The 16,060-nt window shown below is 63.6% G+C and carries 15 protein-coding genes, 1 other RNA gene and 1 pseudogene; 2 read left to right on the plus strand and 15 right to left on the minus strand.

The annotated features are described in order from the left end of the window. Nucleotides 1–160 precede the first annotated feature (160 nt). The 4 genes from QZ609_RS15670 to rplM all read right to left on the minus strand — a co-directional run bounded on the left by QZ609_RS15670 (nucleotide 161) and on the right by rplM (nucleotide 2,428). A complete protein-coding gene (locus QZ609_RS15670; RefSeq protein ID WP_295496654.1) occupies nucleotides 161–565 on the minus strand; it encodes a polymer-forming cytoskeletal protein in 405 nt (134 codons plus the stop codon). A gap of 41 nt (nucleotides 566–606) precedes the next feature. Beyond that, nucleotides 607–1,362 carry a DUF6776 family protein gene (locus tag QZ609_RS15675; protein WP_295496656.1) on the minus strand — a complete coding sequence of 252 codons (756 nt, stop codon included), beginning with the start codon at nucleotides 1,360–1,362 and terminating at the stop codon, nucleotides 607–609. A 232-nt stretch (nucleotides 1,363–1,594) separates the two neighbouring features. Beyond that, entirely contained in the window at nucleotides 1,595–1,987 is a 393-nt protein-coding gene (rpsI, locus tag QZ609_RS15680) for a 30S ribosomal protein S9 (RefSeq protein WP_295496657.1), read from the minus strand. Nucleotides 1,988–1,999: 12 nt separating this feature from the next. Next, nucleotides 2,000–2,428, minus strand: a complete 429-nt coding sequence (gene rplM / locus QZ609_RS15685) for a 50S ribosomal protein L13 (RefSeq protein ID WP_295496659.1) — start codon at nucleotides 2,426–2,428, stop codon at nucleotides 2,000–2,002. A gap of 690 nt (nucleotides 2,429–3,118) precedes the next feature. On the opposite strand from rplM, the pseudogene QZ609_RS15690 reads away from it, so the two are divergent. Continuing rightward, a pseudogene (locus QZ609_RS15690) lies at nucleotides 3,119–3,541 on the plus strand (OsmC family protein); the annotation flags it as partial. A gap of 8 nt (nucleotides 3,542–3,549) precedes the next feature. Here the strand turns inward: QZ609_RS15690 and rnpB are convergent. The 4 genes from rnpB to QZ609_RS15710 form a co-directional block, all read right to left on the minus strand. Continuing rightward, nucleotides 3,550–3,893: RNase P RNA component class A (gene rnpB, locus QZ609_RS15695), an RNA gene on the minus strand. A 23-nt stretch (nucleotides 3,894–3,916) separates the two neighbouring features. Next, complete coding sequence (locus tag QZ609_RS15700; protein ID WP_295496660.1) at nucleotides 3,917–4,711, minus strand: DUF3025 domain-containing protein; 795 nt, start codon at nucleotides 4,709–4,711, stop codon at nucleotides 3,917–3,919. 13 nt (nucleotides 4,712–4,724) lie between these two features. Further along, on the minus strand, nucleotides 4,725–5,768 hold the full coding sequence (pyrC, locus tag QZ609_RS15705) for a dihydroorotase (RefSeq protein WP_295496662.1): 1,044 nt from the start codon (nucleotides 5,766–5,768) through the stop codon (nucleotides 4,725–4,727). Nucleotides 5,769–5,892: 124 nt separating this feature from the next. Continuing rightward, a complete protein-coding gene (locus QZ609_RS15710) occupies nucleotides 5,893–6,984 on the minus strand; it encodes a tartrate dehydrogenase (protein WP_295496664.1) in 1,092 nt (363 codons plus the stop codon). A 185-nt stretch (nucleotides 6,985–7,169) separates the two neighbouring features. On the opposite strand from QZ609_RS15710, the gene QZ609_RS15715 reads away from it, so the two are divergent. Next, nucleotides 7,170–8,000: a class II glutamine amidotransferase gene (locus QZ609_RS15715; protein WP_295496666.1), complete on the plus strand. Its 831-nt coding sequence runs from the start codon at nucleotides 7,170–7,172 to the stop codon at nucleotides 7,998–8,000. A gap of 67 nt (nucleotides 8,001–8,067) precedes the next feature. Here QZ609_RS15715 and QZ609_RS15720 read toward each other — a convergent pair whose 3' ends face one another. From QZ609_RS15720 to QZ609_RS15750, 7 genes are all read right to left on the minus strand, one after another. Further along, a complete protein-coding gene (locus QZ609_RS15720; RefSeq protein ID WP_295496669.1) occupies nucleotides 8,068–8,802 on the minus strand; it encodes an amino acid ABC transporter ATP-binding protein in 735 nt (244 codons plus the stop codon). Beyond that, nucleotides 8,799–9,482 carry a glutamate/aspartate ABC transporter permease GltK gene (gene gltK, locus QZ609_RS15725; RefSeq protein ID WP_295496671.1) on the minus strand — a complete coding sequence of 228 codons (684 nt, stop codon included), beginning with the start codon at nucleotides 9,480–9,482 and terminating at the stop codon, nucleotides 8,799–8,801. The genes QZ609_RS15720 and gltK overlap by 4 nt, the downstream gene beginning before the upstream one ends. 18 nt (nucleotides 9,483–9,500) lie before the next feature. Next, on the minus strand, nucleotides 9,501–10,229 hold the full coding sequence (locus QZ609_RS15730; RefSeq protein WP_295496673.1) for an amino acid ABC transporter permease: 729 nt from the start codon (nucleotides 10,227–10,229) through the stop codon (nucleotides 9,501–9,503). Between the two features lie 99 nt (nucleotides 10,230–10,328). After that, nucleotides 10,329–11,225, minus strand: coding sequence for a glutamate/aspartate ABC transporter substrate-binding protein (locus QZ609_RS15735; protein WP_295496675.1), 897 nt, complete (start codon nucleotides 11,223–11,225; stop codon nucleotides 10,329–10,331). Between the two features lie 531 nt (nucleotides 11,226–11,756). After that, nucleotides 11,757–13,058 carry a Glu/Leu/Phe/Val dehydrogenase gene (locus QZ609_RS15740; RefSeq protein WP_295496677.1) on the minus strand — a complete coding sequence of 434 codons (1,302 nt, stop codon included), beginning with the start codon at nucleotides 13,056–13,058 and terminating at the stop codon, nucleotides 11,757–11,759. A gap of 148 nt (nucleotides 13,059–13,206) precedes the next feature. Continuing rightward, nucleotides 13,207–14,154, minus strand: coding sequence for a LysR substrate-binding domain-containing protein (locus QZ609_RS15745; RefSeq protein WP_295496679.1), 948 nt, complete (start codon nucleotides 14,152–14,154; stop codon nucleotides 13,207–13,209). A 24-nt stretch (nucleotides 14,155–14,178) separates the two neighbouring features. Further along, nucleotides 14,179–16,014 (minus strand): ABC transporter ATP-binding protein/permease, encoded by a 1,836-nt coding sequence (locus QZ609_RS15750; protein ID WP_295496681.1) that lies wholly within the window; start codon nucleotides 16,012–16,014, stop codon nucleotides 14,179–14,181. Nucleotides 16,015–16,060: the final 46 nt, after the last annotated feature.

A 16,060-nucleotide genomic window follows, 5' to 3' on the forward strand; every position in this document is an offset into this window, starting at 1 on the left:
TCGGGCGTGGCTGCCTGCGCGACTGCGTTCATGAAAATCTCCTGTGGGAACGTCTCAAAACTTGCCTGTATTTTAAGCGCAAGCTGCAAATCGTGCCGAAGCCCCGGGTTTCAAGAGGATATTTGTGCGGTGCGCCAGCAACGGCCGGGGCACCGTCGGATCAACCCTGGTTCGATGCCAGCTTCAGGTTGGGCAGCAGCTTCACATCGCCGGGCGCTGAGTGAATCAAGGTGCCCATCACAACAGCACCCTGATGCATTTCCAGCGCGGCGTACTGCACATTGCCCTCGATGCGCGCCTTGGGCTGCAGCTCCAGCAGCTCGGACACATGCACGGGCCCCACCACGGTGCCATTGAGGATCAGGTGGCCAACGTGCACCTCGCCCTCGATGCGCGCGGTGTCTGTCACCACCAGCATGCTGGGTTTTTCCGGGTCGCCGATCACGTTGCCCTTGATCTCGCCATCGATCCGCAAGCCCCCCGAGAAGCGCAGATCCCCCTCCAGCTTGGTGCGGGCGCCCAATAGCGTTTCGATCGCCAGCCCTTTCTTTTTGCCAAACAGCATCGTCGACTCCTCTTTCTACGGATCAGGTGGGACAACGCCCGTTACATGGAAAAACTCTGGCTCGCCTTGATCTTGCCGTCCTTCAGCACCTTCACCACGACCGACTTGACCGTGGTGCCGGGCGGTACATCCACCCACCCCTCGACACGCTGATAGTGCGTCAGCTTGACGCGCGTCGCGGGGGCCGTCGCTGCGCCGGCCCCCGCGCCGGGGAAATCGATCGTAGCAGGTTTGCCCGCCTGCACCACATTGAGCGTGAGCGCGAGCTGGCCTTCGAATTCGGAGACCGGGGCAAAAGCCTTGCCACCGCCCTGCATCAGCAGGACGCGGAAGCGCCAGCGCGTGGGCTGCGCCTCATCCCGGGCGATCCGGAAACTGCGTACGTAGATGCCAGCGGCATTCGCTGGTGCGGGCAGCAGGCTGTCGAAGAAGGCAAGGTCTTCCTTCAGTTGGCCGTTCTCGGCTTCCAGCGCCTTGATCTGCTCGGCCATTTGCTGCTGGGCGCCTTCGGCCATGCCCAGGCGCGAATCGACGGTGCCCGCGGCGGCGGCCAGCTTGTCGCGCTCGGCCTGCGCGGCAGCCAGCTTGGTGGTCAGCTCGCGGTTCATGGCGCGCAAGTCCGCATCGTGCGGGCCGGTCAGCCGGCGGCCTTCCTCAAAGGCCCACAACGCCGCCGCAGCGGCGAGGCCGATCACCACGGCGATCAGCAGGATCGTCACCGGCCACGGCAAGCGCGACCGCACAGTGACATTCGGCGCGAGCACGGAAACGCGACGCAGCAGGCGTCGCCCTTTCATGCGGAGACCCTTTGTCCCGCTGCGGGGGACAGCACCGGATTAAGACGAACGGCGGATTGCATCATACGGACCAAACGCTAACGAAATGTGAATTGTAGTCGCGCCAGCATGTCGGAGCTGTTGCAAAGGGTAAGCGCACGCGATATCTCATCCCACCGTTTGATTGTTGTGCTCCAAAAACAAAAAACCACACCCGGGGGTGTGGTTCTTTGCTGAAGCAGCTTGAAGCGGATTAACGCTTCGAGAACTGCTTGGCGCGGCGGGCCTTGCGCAGACCGACCTTCTTACGCTCGACTTCACGTGCATCGCGCGTCACCAGGCCTGCCTTCGACAGGGTCGGCTTGAGCGTTGCATCGTAGTCGATCAGGGCGCGGGTGATGCCGTGACGCACGGCACCGGCTTGGCCGGTTTCACCGCCACCGACCACGTTCACCTTGATGTCGAACGTACCGGTGTGGTTGGTCAGCTCGAGCGGCTGACGCACGATCATCAGCGAGGTCTCACGAGCGAAGTACTCGTTGATGGCCTTGCCGTTGACGATGATGTCGCCCTTGCCCGACTTGATGAAGACACGTGCCACAGCGCTCTTGCGGCGGCCGGTACCATAGTTCCAGTTTCCGATCATGGATTTGGCCCCTTAGATTTCCAGCGCTTTCGGCTGCTGAGCTTCGTGCGGATGCGAGCCTTCGGCGTACACCTTCAGCTTCTTGATCATCGCGTAGCCCAGCGGACCCTTCGGCAGCATGCCCTTCACAGCCTTTTCCAGGGCGCGGCCCGGGAAACGCTGCTGCATCTTGCCGAACGTCGTTTCGTAGATACCGCCCGGGTAGCCCGAGTGGCGATAGTATTTCTTGTCGGTAACCTTGGCGCCCGTCACGCGCAGCTTGGCTGCGTTGATGACGATGATGAAATCGCCGGTGTCGACGTGCGGAGTGAATTCGGGCTTGTGCTTGCCGCGCAGTCGGTGTGCCACTTCGCTGGCGACACGCCCGAGGACCTTGTCCGTCGCGTCAATCACGTACCAATCGCGCTTCACCTCATGCGGCTTTGCGGAAAAGGTCTTCATGATTTTTCCAAATATTGAGTCAGTGCCCGTGTGGACCCGTATCGCGCTCAAACGGCTCACGAACGGATCGTCTTGCGGACGCCTGCGCAACCCCATGCAGGGTCATCGCCGGCCCGCCTTCCCGCTTGTTGGTGCGGGCTCTCTGGTTTCTTTTTTCCGCGGGCAATCCGGAAAAGATTTCGATTGTACCCCGCCAAGAGCCCTTGACACAAGGAAAAAGGCAGAACCCTGACATGAGGGACGAAAAAAAACCCAAGCCGTTGAGCTTGGGTTTGAATCCACCAAAGGAGGAGGGTGGAGGAGACACCTGCTGATCGTTGACTTGGTGGGTTGCACCGCATCAGCCGATCCAATGGGTGCCATTATACCCAGCTCTGGGGCACGCGCAAGAGAATTTGCACTACGAAATTGCATTTCGTAATGCAAAATGCACCATAATGCGCATGCATATAGTCAACTTCCTTATAGATCAAACACTTACTGGATATGGCAGCCGGCGCATTTGTTGCCCACTAGAAGCTTTCCTCCAATTTCGTCCCGATTTAGGTGCATGCGTGACGGGTTGCACCTTTTCACACAACTGTCACTGTCAAGAGGAGATCACCCTAACCTGCCAACGCTGACGAGGCGTGGTGGCTACAATGTGGTTTTTCGTCGGCACCCCAGCCGACGCCCGCACAAGGATTGGACATGGATTGCACAGTGAGCTGGGCCGGCCCGGACGGCATGGCCTTTTTGGCGGAAACCGGCAGCGGCCACCTCGTCACGATGGATGGGGCGCCGGACGGCGGCGGCCGCAACCTGGCGCCGCGCCCGATGGAGATGGTGCTGCTGGGCACCGGCGGCTGCACCGCCTATGACGTGGTGCTGATCCTCAAGCGTGGCCGCCAGGACGTGCAGGGCTGCAGCGTCAAGCTGCACGCCGACCGCGCCGAGACCGACCCGAAGGTGTTCACGCGCATCCACTTCACCTTTACGGTGACGGGGCGCAACCTCAAGCGGGACACCGTGGAACGCGCGATCCAGCTGTCGCACGAGAAGTACTGCTCGGCGTCGATCATGCTGGCCAAGACGGCCGAGATGACGCACTCGCTGGAATTGATCGATCTGGCAGAAGAGAAAAGCGAAGCGGACCGATAAGCCGGATTCTGTGCGCCGCGTGGCCGAAGCCATACGGCGTGACAACCATTCCTCTAGACCGGCCGTTACCGGCCGGCTCAAGCTCCCTACCCGCAGACTCAGCGAGCCGCTTCATCGCCTGCTTACTTGGGATTGCTCCGGGTGGAGGTTACCGCGTTTCACCCTTCGCCCTGGCCGAAGCCTGGGGCGAAGACTCGTCTCTGTGGCCCTATTCCGCACGTCACCGTGGATGGTCGTTAGCCATCACCCTGCTCTATGGAGTCCGGACTTTCCTCCCCTTCCGCTCGCACGAGGCGGCGAAAGCAGCGGTTGTCTGGTCCGCTTCGCGAGGCGCGAGTCTAGCACTAATCAGGGCTGGGCCGTTGCCCGGCGTCCTGGGCGGAATACCGTCGTATCTGAATAGAAGGCGACGTCCTCGTTGGCATCGCACCAGCCGGGGATGCCCATGACGGGTAGCGGGCGGAAATCGCGCGGGGTCAGCTCGGTGTCCAGCAACGTGTCGGCCAGGGCCGCATCGAGCGAAGCCCGATCCGCCGGCAGTGCCGCGACACACACCGGCCATGCGTGCGCGGTGACGGACTTGTACGGCGCAACCAGTTTTTCCAGCAAGGCGTGACCGAACGGCAGAACCGCGCACGACACGCCCCACCCCGCACGCGATCGCACGAACAACCCGTGCCAATCGAAGCCGGTCAGGCAACGCTCGGGCCCGTCATCGGTGCGCAGGAAGATCAGCGCATTCTCGTCGAACAGCGTGGCGGTGTCGCGCACCTTGCCGCGGGCGGCGCCGATGCCGTCTTGCGCGATGGCCCGCGCCTGACGCGCGTTGAGCACCGCCTTGGCGCGCGGCCAATGCAGCCACATCAGCGCATTGAAGAAGTCGTGGAGATTGTCCCGCGTGGGCACCTCGCCCGTCGTGGCGATGTGCGCCTCATAGGCGGTGGCGGGCGGCAGCGCGTCTTGTGGAATGAAGCGCAGCATGTGACCGCCTGACGTGCGGATCACTTGCGCACCCGTATGGACATTCAGTGCGTCGCGCAGATCGGCGCCCTGCCCGACCGCCTGGGCGATCGGCACACCAACCTGTGCGAACGGCGCGAACGCGGGATGCCCCCAGTCGATCGCGCCCAACCCCTCGATCACGAATGCTGACCGCTCAGACCGACTTCCAGCGCAGCATCTCGCCGCCGCGCAGCGGCACCAGCGTCTGCTCGCCGAACGGCACTTCAGCCGGGAGCTGCCATTGCGAGCGCGTGAGCGTGAGCGTGCCGGCATTGCGCGGCAGGCCGTAGAAGTCCGGGCCGTGCAGGCTGGCGAAACCTTCGAGCTTGTCGAGCGCGTTGGCGTCTTCGAAGGCCTCGGCGTACAGCTCCATCGCGTGCAGCGCGGTGTAGCAGCCGGCGCAGCCGCAGGCGTGTTCCTTCAGGCCCTTGGCGTGCGGCGCGCTGTCGGTGCCGAGGAAGAAGCGCGGGTGCCCGGAGGTGGCCGCCGCCACCAGCGCCAGGCGGTGTGTCTCGCGCTTGAGCACCGGCAGGCAGTAGTAATGCGGGCGGATGCCGCCGACAAACAGCGCGTTGCGGTTGTACAGCAGATGGTGCGCGGTGATGGTCGCGCCGACCGGGCCTTCGGCATCGCGCACGTATTCGGCGGCCTGCTTGGTGGTGATGTGCTCGAACACCACCTTCAGCGCCGGGAAGTCGCGGCGCAGCGGCTGCATCACGGTGTCGATGAAGACGGCTTCGCGGTCGAAGATGTCGACGGTCGGGTCGGTCACCTCGCCGTGCACCAGCAGCGGCATGCCAACCTCCTGCATGGTTTCGAGCGTCTTGGCACAGCGGCGCAGGTCGGTCACGCCGGCATCGCTGTTGGTGGTGGCGCCGGCCGGATACAGCTTCACGCCGTGCACGAAGCCGCTGGCGCGCGCCGTGCGGATTTCATCCGGCGACGTGTTGTCGGTCAGGTACAGCGTCATCAGCGGCTCGAACTGCGGGCCACTCGAACTGGCGGGCAGCGCGGCCATGATCCGGTCGCGATAGGCGCGCGCCTGCGCGGTGGTGGTCACGGGCGGCTTGAGGTTGGGCATGATGATCGCCCGGCCGAACTGGCGCGCGGTGTCGCCCACCACGTCGGCGAGCGCATCGCCGTCGCGCAGGTGCAGGTGCCAGTCATCGGGGCGGACGATAGTGAGGGTGTCGATCATGATGCGTGTAGAAAAACGGTCAGCGGAAACAGGAATCAGAGAACGAGGAGGACGCGGCCACGGTTGACGCAGGTGCACGTCAGGCCGGTGGCGGGCACGCCCGCTGCGACGGTGCGATTGCGCTTCATGCCAGCGCCTCGGCAATCGCGCGGCCCAGGTCGGTCGTGCCGGCGGTGCCGCCAATATCGCGCGTGAGCGGCGCGTGGCCCGGCCCCGCCGACAGCACGCGCTCGATGGCGCCCAGCACGGCGGCGCCGGCCTCGGGCTGGCCCAGGTGTTCGAGCATCATCGCCGCGCACCAGATCTGGCCGATCGGGTTGGCGATGCCCTGGCCGGCGATGTCCGGCGCCGAACCGTGCACCGGCTCGAACAGGCTCGGGTACGTGCGGTCCGGGTTGATGTTGGCCGACGGCGCAATCGCGATGGTGCCGGTACACGCCGGCCCCAGGTCCGACAGGATGTCGCCGAACAGGTTGCTGGCGACCACCACGTCGAACATTTCCGGCTTCTGCACGAAGTGCGCGGTCAGGATGTCGATGTGGTACTTGTCGACATTGACCTCGGGGTACGACTTGGCCATCGCCTCCACACGCTCGTCCCAGTACGGCATGGTGATCGAGATGCCGTTGGACTTGGTGGCCGAGGTCAGGTGGCGCGCCGGGCGGCGCTGGGCGAGGTCGAAGGCGAACTTGAGGATACGGTCGACGCCGGTGCGGCTCATGACCGTTTCCTGGATCACGATTTCGCGCTCGGTGCCGCCGTACATGCGGCCGCCGATGCTGGAGTACTCGCCTTCGGTGTTCTCGCGCACCACGTAGAAGTCGATCGCGCCGGGCGCGCGCGGCTGGCCGTGGCGGTCGACCAACGGGCTGCGGATGCCGGGCATCAGGCGCACCGGGCGCAGGTTGACGTACTGGTCGAAACCGCGCCGGAACTGCAGCAGCGAACCCCACAGCGAGATATGGTCGGGCACCGTCTCCGGCCAGCCAACCGCGCCGAAGAAGATGGCGTCGTAGCCGCGCAAGGTGTCGAACCAGTCGTCGGGGAGCATCTTGCCGTGGCGCGCATAGTAGTCGCAGCTGGCGAAGTCGAAGTGATCGGTCTGCAGCGTGAAGCCGAATTTGCGCGCCGCCGCATCCAGCACCCGCAGGCCTTCGGGGACGACTTCCTTGCCGATCCCGTCTCCCGGGATCACTGCGATGCGGTATGAATTCATGGGATGCGTTCCAGTTGGGCGACGGTCAGACGATCGGGATGCTACGTTTGGTGGCGAATCTGGCGGGGTGCGGCGTGAGCGCAACGGCCGGCGCCCGCAGACGCGGTTGCAGCCCCAAGGCGCTTGGCACCCCAGGTAGCCCGCAGGATAATGACTATTTTATTGCATCCGCATTTTTCCCCACCATGTGCCAGCTACTGGGCATGAACTGCGCCGAACCGACCGATGTGACGTTCTCGTTCACGGGGTTTGCCGCGCGCGGTGGCGTGACCGACCACCATGCCGACGGCTTCGGCGTCGCGTTCTTCGAAGACAAGGCCTGCCGGCTGTTCATCGACAACCAGTCGGCCGGCACCTCGCCGGTGGCGGAGCTGGTCAAGCGCTACCCGATCAAGTCCAAGAACGTCATCTCGCATATCCGCAAGGCGACCCAGGGCACGGTGCGGCTGGAGAACTGCCACCCGTTCATGCGCGAGCTGTGGGGCCGGCATTGGATCTTCGCCCACAACGGCGACCTGAAGAACTTCTCGCCATTCCTCTCGGGCGTCTACCAGCCGGTGGGCGATACGGATAGCGAACTCGCCTTCTGCTTCATCATGCAGGCACTGCGCAAGCGCTTTCCGGGCTCGCAGCCGCCGCTCAACGAGCTGTTCTACGCGCTGTCGGACATCACCCGCGAAGTCACCCGCTACGGCGTGTTCAACTTCCTGCTGTGCAACGGCCAGGCGCTGTTTGCGCATTGCTCGACACGGCTGTACTACATCGTGCGGCAGTGGCCGTTCTCCACAGCGCACCTGATCGACGCCGACATGACGATCGACTTCGCCAAGTACACCACGCCGGCGGACCGCGTCGCCGTGATCGCCACCGCGCCGCTCACCGACAACGAGATCTGGACGCCCTTCGTGCCGGGCGAGCTGCTGATGTTCGAATCCGGCCAGGCGACCATGGCGACCAAGGTGCCGATTCCGGAAGAAGTGCAAGCAGCCAACGCGGCAAATACAGCCTGTACCTGACACCGCGTCGCCCATGAAAAAAGCCGCTCCCGAAAGAGCGGCTTTTTTTTGTTGCGTGAAGCCCTGCTCAGTGCGACAGGATCTTCGAGAGGAACTGCTTGGCGCGGTCCGAGCGGTGCTCGATGTTGCCGAAGAACTCTTCCTTCTCGCAGTCCTCGACGATCGCACCCTGGTCCATGAAGATCACGCGGTTGGCGACCTTGCGGGCGAACCCCATTTCGTGGGTCACGCACATCATGGTCATGCCTTCCTTGGCCAGCTCCACCATCACGTCGAGCACTTCGTTGACCATTTCCGGGTCCAGCGCGGAGGTCGGCTCGTCGAACAGCATGCAGATCGGGTCCATCGACAGCGCACGGGCGATCGCCACGCGCTGCTGCTGGCCACCCGACAGCTGGCCGGGGTACTTGGCAGCGTGTGCCTTCAGGCCCACGCGCTCCAGGTACTTCAGGCCCTTGGCCATCGCCTCTTCCTTGGAACGGCCCAGCACCTTCTGCTGCGCGATCGTCAGGTTGTCGGTGATCGACAGGTGCGGGAACAGCTCGAAGTTCTGGAACACCATGCCCACGCGCGAGCGCAGCTTCGGAAGGTTGGTGCCCTTGGCGCCGACCGAGGTGCCGTCGACCAGGATCTCGCCCTTCTGGAACGGCTCCAGCGCATTGACGGTCTTGATGAGCGTGGACTTGCCCGAACCCGACGGGCCGCACACCACCACCACCTCGCTCTTCTTCACGCTGGTGGTGCAGTCGGTCAGCACCTGGAAGCTGCCGTACCACTTGGAAACGTTCTTGATCTCGATCATTGGGTCACCTTCTTCTGAAGTCGCTTCACCAGCACGGAGGCGCCGAAGCAGATCACGAAATAGCACAGGCCGGCAAACAGCAGCAGCTCGACGATACGGCCGTCGCGCTCACCGATGTTGTACGCCTGCGTAAAGAAGTCCGACAGCGCGCTCACATACACCAGCGACGTATCCTGGAACAGGATGATGGCCTGCGTGAGCAGCAGCGGGATCATGTTGCGGAAGGCCTGCGGCAGGATCACCAGGCGCATGGACTGGCCATACGTCATGCCCAGCGCGTACGACGCGAACATCTGCCCGCGCGACACACTCTGGATACCGGCGCGGATGATCTCCGAGTAGTACGCCGCCTCGAACAGCGCAAAGGCGACCAGCGCGGAGGTCATGCGCATGTCGGTAGCCGGCGACAGGTTGAAGATCTTCTGCAGCACCTGCGGCACGATCAGGAAGAACCACAGCAGCACCATCACCAGCGGGATGGAGCGGAAGAGGTTCACGTAGCCCTGCCCGAACCACTGCAGCGGCTTGACGCCCGACAGGCGCATCATCGCCAGCAGCGTGCCCCAAACAATGCCCACGACAATCGCCGTGCCCGTGATCTCGAGCGAGAGCAGCATGCCCTCACCGAGCACGCGCATGTTGTCGGCGTTGACGGACGAGAAATCGAATTGATAAGCCATAAAGAGTCCTCGCCCCCGTTACTTGCCGCCGATGAAGCCGGGCAGCCGGCTACGTGCTTCCACCCAGCGCATGAGGCCCATCACGGTCAGGTTGATCAGCATGTACATCAGCGTCACGGCGATAAACGATTCGTAGGGCTGCGCGGTGTAATCCACCAACTGGCGGCCTTGCGCAGCAAGCTCGAGCAAGCCGATGGTCGACGCCACGGCGGAGTTCTTGAAAATGTTCAGGAACTCGGACGTGAGCGGCGGCACGACGATGCGGAACGCCATCGGCAGCAGCACATGGCGGTACGTTTGCGCCTGCGTGAAGCCCATCGCCAAACCGGCGTTGCGCTGACCGCGCGGCAGCGAGTTGATGCCCGAGCGCACCTGTTCACACACGCGCGCTGCGGTAAAGGTACCGAGGCACAGCATCGCGGAGAGGAACATCGCCGTGGCGGGGTTCATCTGCTTGATGTAGTCGCCGCCCGGCACCAGCTCGGGCATGACGAAGTACCAGATGAACAGCTGCACGATCAGCGGGATGTTGCGGAACAACTCCACGTAGGCCGCCGCGATGCCCGACAGCCACTTGTTCGGCACGGTGCGCAGCACGCCCAGCACGGAGCCGAGGATGAGCGCGATGATCCAGGAAGTGAGACCGAGCGTGACCGTGGTCTTCAACCCCGCCAGCAGCCAGTCCAGATAGGTCTGATTCTGGGCGGCTTCGGTAAAGAAGACGCCCCAGTTCCAGTGGTAATTCATGATGGTTCCCTCAAAAAGAAACGGAAGGGAGAGGACCTGTTAATCGGCCTTTGCCTTCCGTTTCGATGACGCTTGTATCAGGCCCGTTGAGGGAGCCGATCAGTCAAGCGCCTTGTCGTTCGGGTTCTTGATCAGCGCCTTCATGTCGTCCGACAGCGGGAAGTCCAGGTTCAGGCCCTTGGGCGGAACCGGCTGCTCGAACCACTTCTTGTACAGCGTGGCGACTTCGCCCGACTTCATCATGCCGGCGATGGTCTTGTCGGCCAGCGACTTGAACGGCGCGTCATCCTTGCGCACCATGCAGCCGTAGGCTTCACGCGATTGCGGCTTGGCCACGACCACCCAGTCAGCCGGGGTCTTGGCCTTGGCGCGCTCGCCGTACAGCAGCGCGTCGTCCATCATGAAGGCAACCGCGCGGCCCGATTCCAGCACCAGGAACGACTGACCGTGGTCCTTCGCGCTGGTGATGTTCATGCCCATCTTCTGGTCATCGTTCATCTTGCGCAGCAGGCGCTCGGAGGTCGTGCCGGCGGTGGTCACGACGTTCTTGCCCTTGAGGTCGGCCCAATCCTTGATGCCCGAATCCTTCTTCACCATGATGCGGGTGCCGATGATGAAGATGGTGTCGGTAAACGACACCTGCTTCTGGCGCTCGAGGTTGTTGGTGGTGGAGCCGCACTCGACGTCGATGGTGCCGTTCTGCAGCAGCGTGATGCGGTTCTGCGAAGTGACCGGGATCTCCTTGACCTGCAGGTCCTTCATCTTGAGCTGGTCTTTCACGGCCTCGACGATCTTCTGGTTGATGTCGTACGAGTACCCAACGGTGCGCACGCCGCCGATGTTGTAGCTGAACGGAATCGACGAGTCGCGTACGCCCAGCGTGATGACGCCGGTATCCTTGATCTTCTTGAGCGTACCGTTGAGCTCTTGCGCATGCGCTGCACTGCCCAACACACCAACGGCTGCGAGCACGGCGGCAAGCTTTGCGAGGTTCATGAAAGTCTCCTTTTGACCATGAAAGAGAAAGACGGGACTGTACCAAAAAACAATTCGCGACAGTATTGGTGCTGCCACTAAATCGTTGAATCCAACGGGTTTCCTCAGCTTTTTCACGGTCCTGCAACGCGGCAATCTCCGAGAATCCGGACACCTTACGTTGCGCTTTCCGGGCATCCGGAAAATGCGCGCAGCATCCTTCTCCGGAATCCTCGTCCATACCGTGCGCACGCGCGCAACCGATACGGCGATGCACCGATCAGAATTGTTCAAAGCAGGGGAAAAAAGCCCGCCTGATGTGCGCTCTCTGTCGCTTACACCAAACCCGACTTGAGGAAGGAAGGGCAACTCACGTTGCCCTTCGCATGGTGCGATGGCCTGGGACGTTATGCTCGTCCATGGCCACCGGCTTTCTTTCTTCAACCGTCGCGCATGGCCGCCTGATCGGCGGCGACGCGATAGACCGGAACGGTGCCCGGATGAGGCACCGCGCCGGTGTTGACCGACCGACTGTGATGCGTTACCTGCCGATCAGGGGTACAGACCGCGCTCTTGGCGGGCCTGCAGAATCCGCGTGCAGGCGATGATGAACGCCGCCGTCCGCAGAGTAACCTTGTTGTCCTGAGCCACCTGCCAGACACCACGGAAGGCGTCTTGCATGATCCGTACCAAGCGCTGGTTGATCTCGTCTTCGGTCCAGAAGAAGCTCGAGAAATCCTGCACCCACTCGAAATAGCTGACCGTCACGCCACCGGCGTTGGCGATCACGTCCGGGCAGACCAGGGTGCCCTTGTCCTTCAGGATGTCGTCCGCCTCGGGCGTCGTGGGGCCGTTTGCACCTTCCACGACAATCTTTGCCTTGATATGGGGCGCATTCTTGGCGGTGATCTGGCCTTCCAGCGCGGCCGGGATCAGGAACTCGCAGTCCAGCGCCCAGAAATCATCCTGTGACACGGTCTCAGCCTTGAAGCCAGCCACGCTGCCGTTGTGGTCGACATGGCTGATCAGCGCGTCGACATCCAGGCCGGCGCCGTTGAACACGATGCCCTTGTGGTCCTGCACGGCGATGACCTTGGCGCCGGCGTCTTGGAACAGCTTGGCCGCCACGCTACCCACGTTGCCGAAGCCCTGCACCACCACGCGAGCACCCTTGACGTCGACGCCCAGGTTGCGCGCGGCTTCGCTGCCGACCACGAACACGCCGCGGCCGGTCGCCTCGCGACGGCCCAGGCTGCCGCCCAGCGCGATCGGCTTGCCGGTCACCACGCCGGTGGCGGTGGAGCCTTCGTTCATGGAGTACGTGTCCATCATCCACGCCATGATCTGCGCGTTGGTGTTCACGTCCGGTGCCGGAATGTCCTTGTTCGGGCCGATGATGATGCCGATCTCGCTGGTGTAGCGGCGCGTCAGGCGTTCCAGTTCACCGGAGGACAGCTTGCGCGGGTCAACGCGAATGCCGCCCTTGGCACCGCCGTACGGCACGTTCACGGCCGCGTTCTTGACCGACATCCACGCGGACAGCGCCATCACTTCCGACAGCGTCACGTCCTGGTGGAAACGCACGCCGCCCTTGCCTGGGCCGCGCGAGGTGTTGTGCTGCACGCGGTAGCCCTCGAAGTGGGCGATGCTGCCGTCATCCATCTGGATGGGCACATCGACGATCAGCGCGCGCTTGGGGCGCTTGAGCGTTTCAACCCAGCGGGCCAGCGAGCCGAGATAGGGGGTGACCCGATCGACCTGCTGCAGATAGATCCCCCACGGGCCGAGGTTGTCGGCCGGCAGATAGGATGGGATGGCATGGTGAAGTGTCGACGGCGTTGCGACATTGGACATGGCTGTCTTCCTTTTGGAGCCTCGGTAAGGCTCTTGAGTCCCTACAAAATGCCCGCCAGCTTAGGGAGCCCCCCGGATGAAATCCAATGCCGTTTTTACATCGGGTTATGCCTACCGCGCATAACCCTCGCCTAACCGCGAACAGGCGCTATCCCGCCGACAACGCGCTCCAAAGCTGGTCGATCAGCTCGCGCTTGCGCTTGGATTGCGCGTGCCGGCGGTCGTGCGCGCCGTTTTGCGGATGCTCGCGATACAGCCGGATCTCCATTTCGATCGATAGCGTGCCGCCGCCCTTGCCTTCCGCGCGGACCAGCCGCCCGGCCGCCACATCGTCGCGCACCGCACTCTCGGGCAGGAAGGCGACGCCGTGCCCTGCCAGCGCCATCACCTTGAGCGCCTCGGCCATGTCCGTCTCGTAGCACTTGTCGAGCAGCGGCGCGACCGGCGAGTTTTCCAGCAACACGTCGACCATGCGCCCCAGGAACGCATTGGGCGTATAGCTGAGATAGGGGATCGGCTTGCGCGCGGTGGGCGTCAGCCGAAAAATCGGACGACCGTTCGCATCGGGCTTGGAGAACGGCGACAGGCGCTCGGTGCCGAGCACCAGCATGTCATAGCGCGTCGGGTCGAGCTGGATCATCTGGCGCGCGTGGTGGTAGACCATGACCAGATCGCAGCCGCCATCGACCAGCGTCATCACCGCGTCGTGCACATTGAGCGCGCGCAGCCGGCATTGCAGCTTGCCGACCTTCTCCTCCACCTGCGCGAGCCAGCCGGGAAAGAACGTGAGCGACAGCGTGTGCGGCACGGCAAAATCGATGGTCGACGCGCTGGCCGGGCGCTGGCCGCGCATCAGTGCGCGCGTCTCGCTCACCTGCGCGAGCATCGCCAGGGCCTGCTCGTAGAAGACCTCGCCGGCGGGCGTGAGGCTGGTCGGGTAGCTCGACCGGTCGATCAGTTCATTGCCCAGCCACGCTTCGAGCGACTGGATGCGCCGCGAGAACGCCGGCTGCGTGACGTGCCGCAATTCGGCCGAGCGCGAAAAACTGCGCGTCTCCGCCAGGCTGATGAAGTCTTCCAGCCATTTGAGTTCCATCGCTTCCCTCTCCCCTGCCCCTGCTTATGCGTCTTCAGCCTCGGCCGCTGCCACGCGCTCGGGCTCGCGCGCCTGCATGCGCCACATCTGCGCGTAGCGGCCTTCCGCACGCAGCAACGACTCGTGCGTGCCGCGCTCGATGATGCGGCCATGCTCCATCACCAGGATCTGGTGCGCGCCGACGATGGTCGACAGCCGGTGCGCGATCACCAGCGTGGTGTGGTTCTGCGCCAGCCGCATCAGCTCTTCCTGGATGGCGTGCTCGGTGCGCGAATCGAGCGCCGAGGTGGCCTCGTCGAACACCAGGATCGGCGGGCGCTTGAGCAGCGTGCGCGCGATCGCCACGCGCTGTTTCTCGCCGCCGGAGAGCTTCAGCCCGCGCTCGCCGACCTGCGTGTCGTAGCCGTCGGGCAGCGATTCGACAAAGCTGTGGATCTGCGCGGCGCGGGCGGCTTCGAGCACCTCGTCGCGCGTGGCCTCGGGCCGACCATAGGCGATGTTGTAGTAGATGCTGTCGTTGAACAGCACCGTGTCTTGCGGGACGATGCCGATGGCCGCGCGCACGCTGGCCTGCGTGACATCGCGCACGTCCTGGCCGTCGATCTGGATGGCGCCGGACTTGACGTCATAGAAGCGGAACAGCAGGCGCGCGAGCGTCGACTTGCCCGAACCGCTCTGGCCCACCACGGCCGTGGTCGTGCCGGCCGGGATGGTGAAGTCGACGTCGAACAGGATCTGGCGGTTGGCCTCGTAGCCGAAGTCGACGTGGGCGAGGCGGACCTCGCCGGCATGCACGGCCAGCGGTTGGGCGTCCGGTTTGTCGGCCACCTCGCGGTTGGTCTGCAGCAGGTGGAACATGCGGTCCATGTCGGTCACGGCCTGCTTCAGCTCGCGGTAGATCACGCCCAGGAAGTTGAGCGGAATGTAGATCTGCAGCATCAGCGTGTTGACCAGCACCAGGTCGCCCAGCGTCATGTGCCCGGCCGCGACCCCTTGCGTGGCGCGGTACAGGATCAGGATGAGCGCGGTGGCCACAATCAACTGCTGGCCGAAGTTCAGGACCGACAGCGAGTTCTGTGAGCGGATGGCGGCGGCGCGGTACTTCTGCAGGTTCTCGTCGTAGCGGCGCGCTTCGTAGTCTTCGTTGCCGAAGTACTTGACCGTCTCGAAGTTCAGCAGCGAATCGATGGCCTTCTGATTGGCGCGCGAGTCGAGCTCGTTCATCTTGCGGCGGAAGTGCGTGCGCCAGTTCGTCACCGTCACGGTAAAGACGATGTAGCTGACGAGCGCGCAGAAGGTGATGAGCGCGAACCACGCGTCGTACTTCACGAAGAAATACGCAATGACGAGGCTGACCTCCACCAGCGTGGGCAGGATGCTGTACAGCGAGTATGAAATGAGCGACTGGATGCCGCGCGTGCCGCGCTCGATGTCGCGGCTCATGCCGCCGGTCTGGCGCTCCAGGTGAAAGCGCAGCGACAGCGCATGCAGGTGCCGGAACACCTGCAGCGCGAGCGTGCGCACCGAGCTTTCCGTCACCTTGGCGAAGAGGATCTCGCGCAGCTCCGAGAACAACGACGTCGACAGCCGCAGCAGCCCATAGCCGAGGATGATGCCGACCGGCACCACCAGCAGCGCGCGCGGATCGCTGGGCGACACGTTCATGGCATCGATCAGCCGCTTCATGACCATCGGCACGCCCAGGTTGGCGACCTTGGCGGCGATCAGGAACGACAGCGCCAGCCCGACGCGCCACTTGTAGGCCAGCAGGTACGGCAGCAGGCTCTTGATGGTGCGCCAGTCGCCGCGCGCGGCTGCCCCGGCAGGTGGCGGTTCGGACGAAGTGGCGTGGCGGCGCATGTGCGGTGCAATAAAATGGCGGATTGTGTATTCTCCCACCGATCAC

The organism is uncultured Ralstonia sp. (assembly GCA_913056305.1).
In the GTDB taxonomy this organism is placed as follows: Bacteria; Pseudomonadota; Gammaproteobacteria; order Burkholderiales; family Burkholderiaceae; genus Ralstonia.

What these genes read in the sequence shown, in the direction of transcription:
- QZ609_RS15670 (WP_295496654.1), bottom strand. Translation starts at nt 565, where the DNA reads ATGCTGTTTGGCAAAAAGAAAGGGCTGGCGATCGAAACGCTATTGGGC.
- QZ609_RS15675 (WP_295496656.1), bottom strand. Translation starts at nt 1,362, where the DNA reads ATGAAAGGGCGACGCCTGCTGCGTCGCGTTTCCGTGCTCGCGCCGAAT.
- rpsI (WP_295496657.1), bottom strand. Translation starts at nt 1,987, where the DNA reads ATGATCGGAAACTGGAACTATGGTACCGGCCGCCGCAAGAGCGCTGTG.
- rplM (WP_295496659.1), bottom strand. Translation starts at nt 2,428, where the DNA reads ATGAAGACCTTTTCCGCAAAGCCGCATGAGGTGAAGCGCGATTGGTAC.
- pyrC (WP_295496662.1), bottom strand. Translation starts at nt 5,768, where the DNA reads ATGATCGACACCCTCACTATCGTCCGCCCCGATGACTGGCACCTGCAC.
- QZ609_RS15710 (WP_295496664.1), bottom strand. Translation starts at nt 6,984, where the DNA reads ATGAATTCATACCGCATCGCAGTGATCCCGGGAGACGGGATCGGCAAG.
- QZ609_RS15715 (WP_295496666.1), top strand. Translation starts at nt 7,170, where the DNA reads ATGTGCCAGCTACTGGGCATGAACTGCGCCGAACCGACCGATGTGACG.
- QZ609_RS15720 (WP_295496669.1), bottom strand. Translation starts at nt 8,802, where the DNA reads ATGATCGAGATCAAGAACGTTTCCAAGTGGTACGGCAGCTTCCAGGTG.
- gltK (WP_295496671.1), bottom strand. Translation starts at nt 9,482, where the DNA reads ATGGCTTATCAATTCGATTTCTCGTCCGTCAACGCCGACAACATGCGC.
- QZ609_RS15730 (WP_295496673.1), bottom strand. Translation starts at nt 10,229, where the DNA reads ATGAATTACCACTGGAACTGGGGCGTCTTCTTTACCGAAGCCGCCCAG.
- QZ609_RS15735 (WP_295496675.1), bottom strand. Translation starts at nt 11,225, where the DNA reads ATGAACCTCGCAAAGCTTGCCGCCGTGCTCGCAGCCGTTGGTGTGTTG.
- QZ609_RS15740 (WP_295496677.1), bottom strand. Translation starts at nt 13,058, where the DNA reads ATGTCCAATGTCGCAACGCCGTCGACACTTCACCATGCCATCCCATCC.
- QZ609_RS15745 (WP_295496679.1), bottom strand. Translation starts at nt 14,154, where the DNA reads ATGGAACTCAAATGGCTGGAAGACTTCATCAGCCTGGCGGAGACGCGC.
- QZ609_RS15750 (WP_295496681.1), bottom strand. Translation starts at nt 16,014, where the DNA reads ATGCGCCGCCACGCCACTTCGTCCGAACCGCCACCTGCCGGGGCAGCC.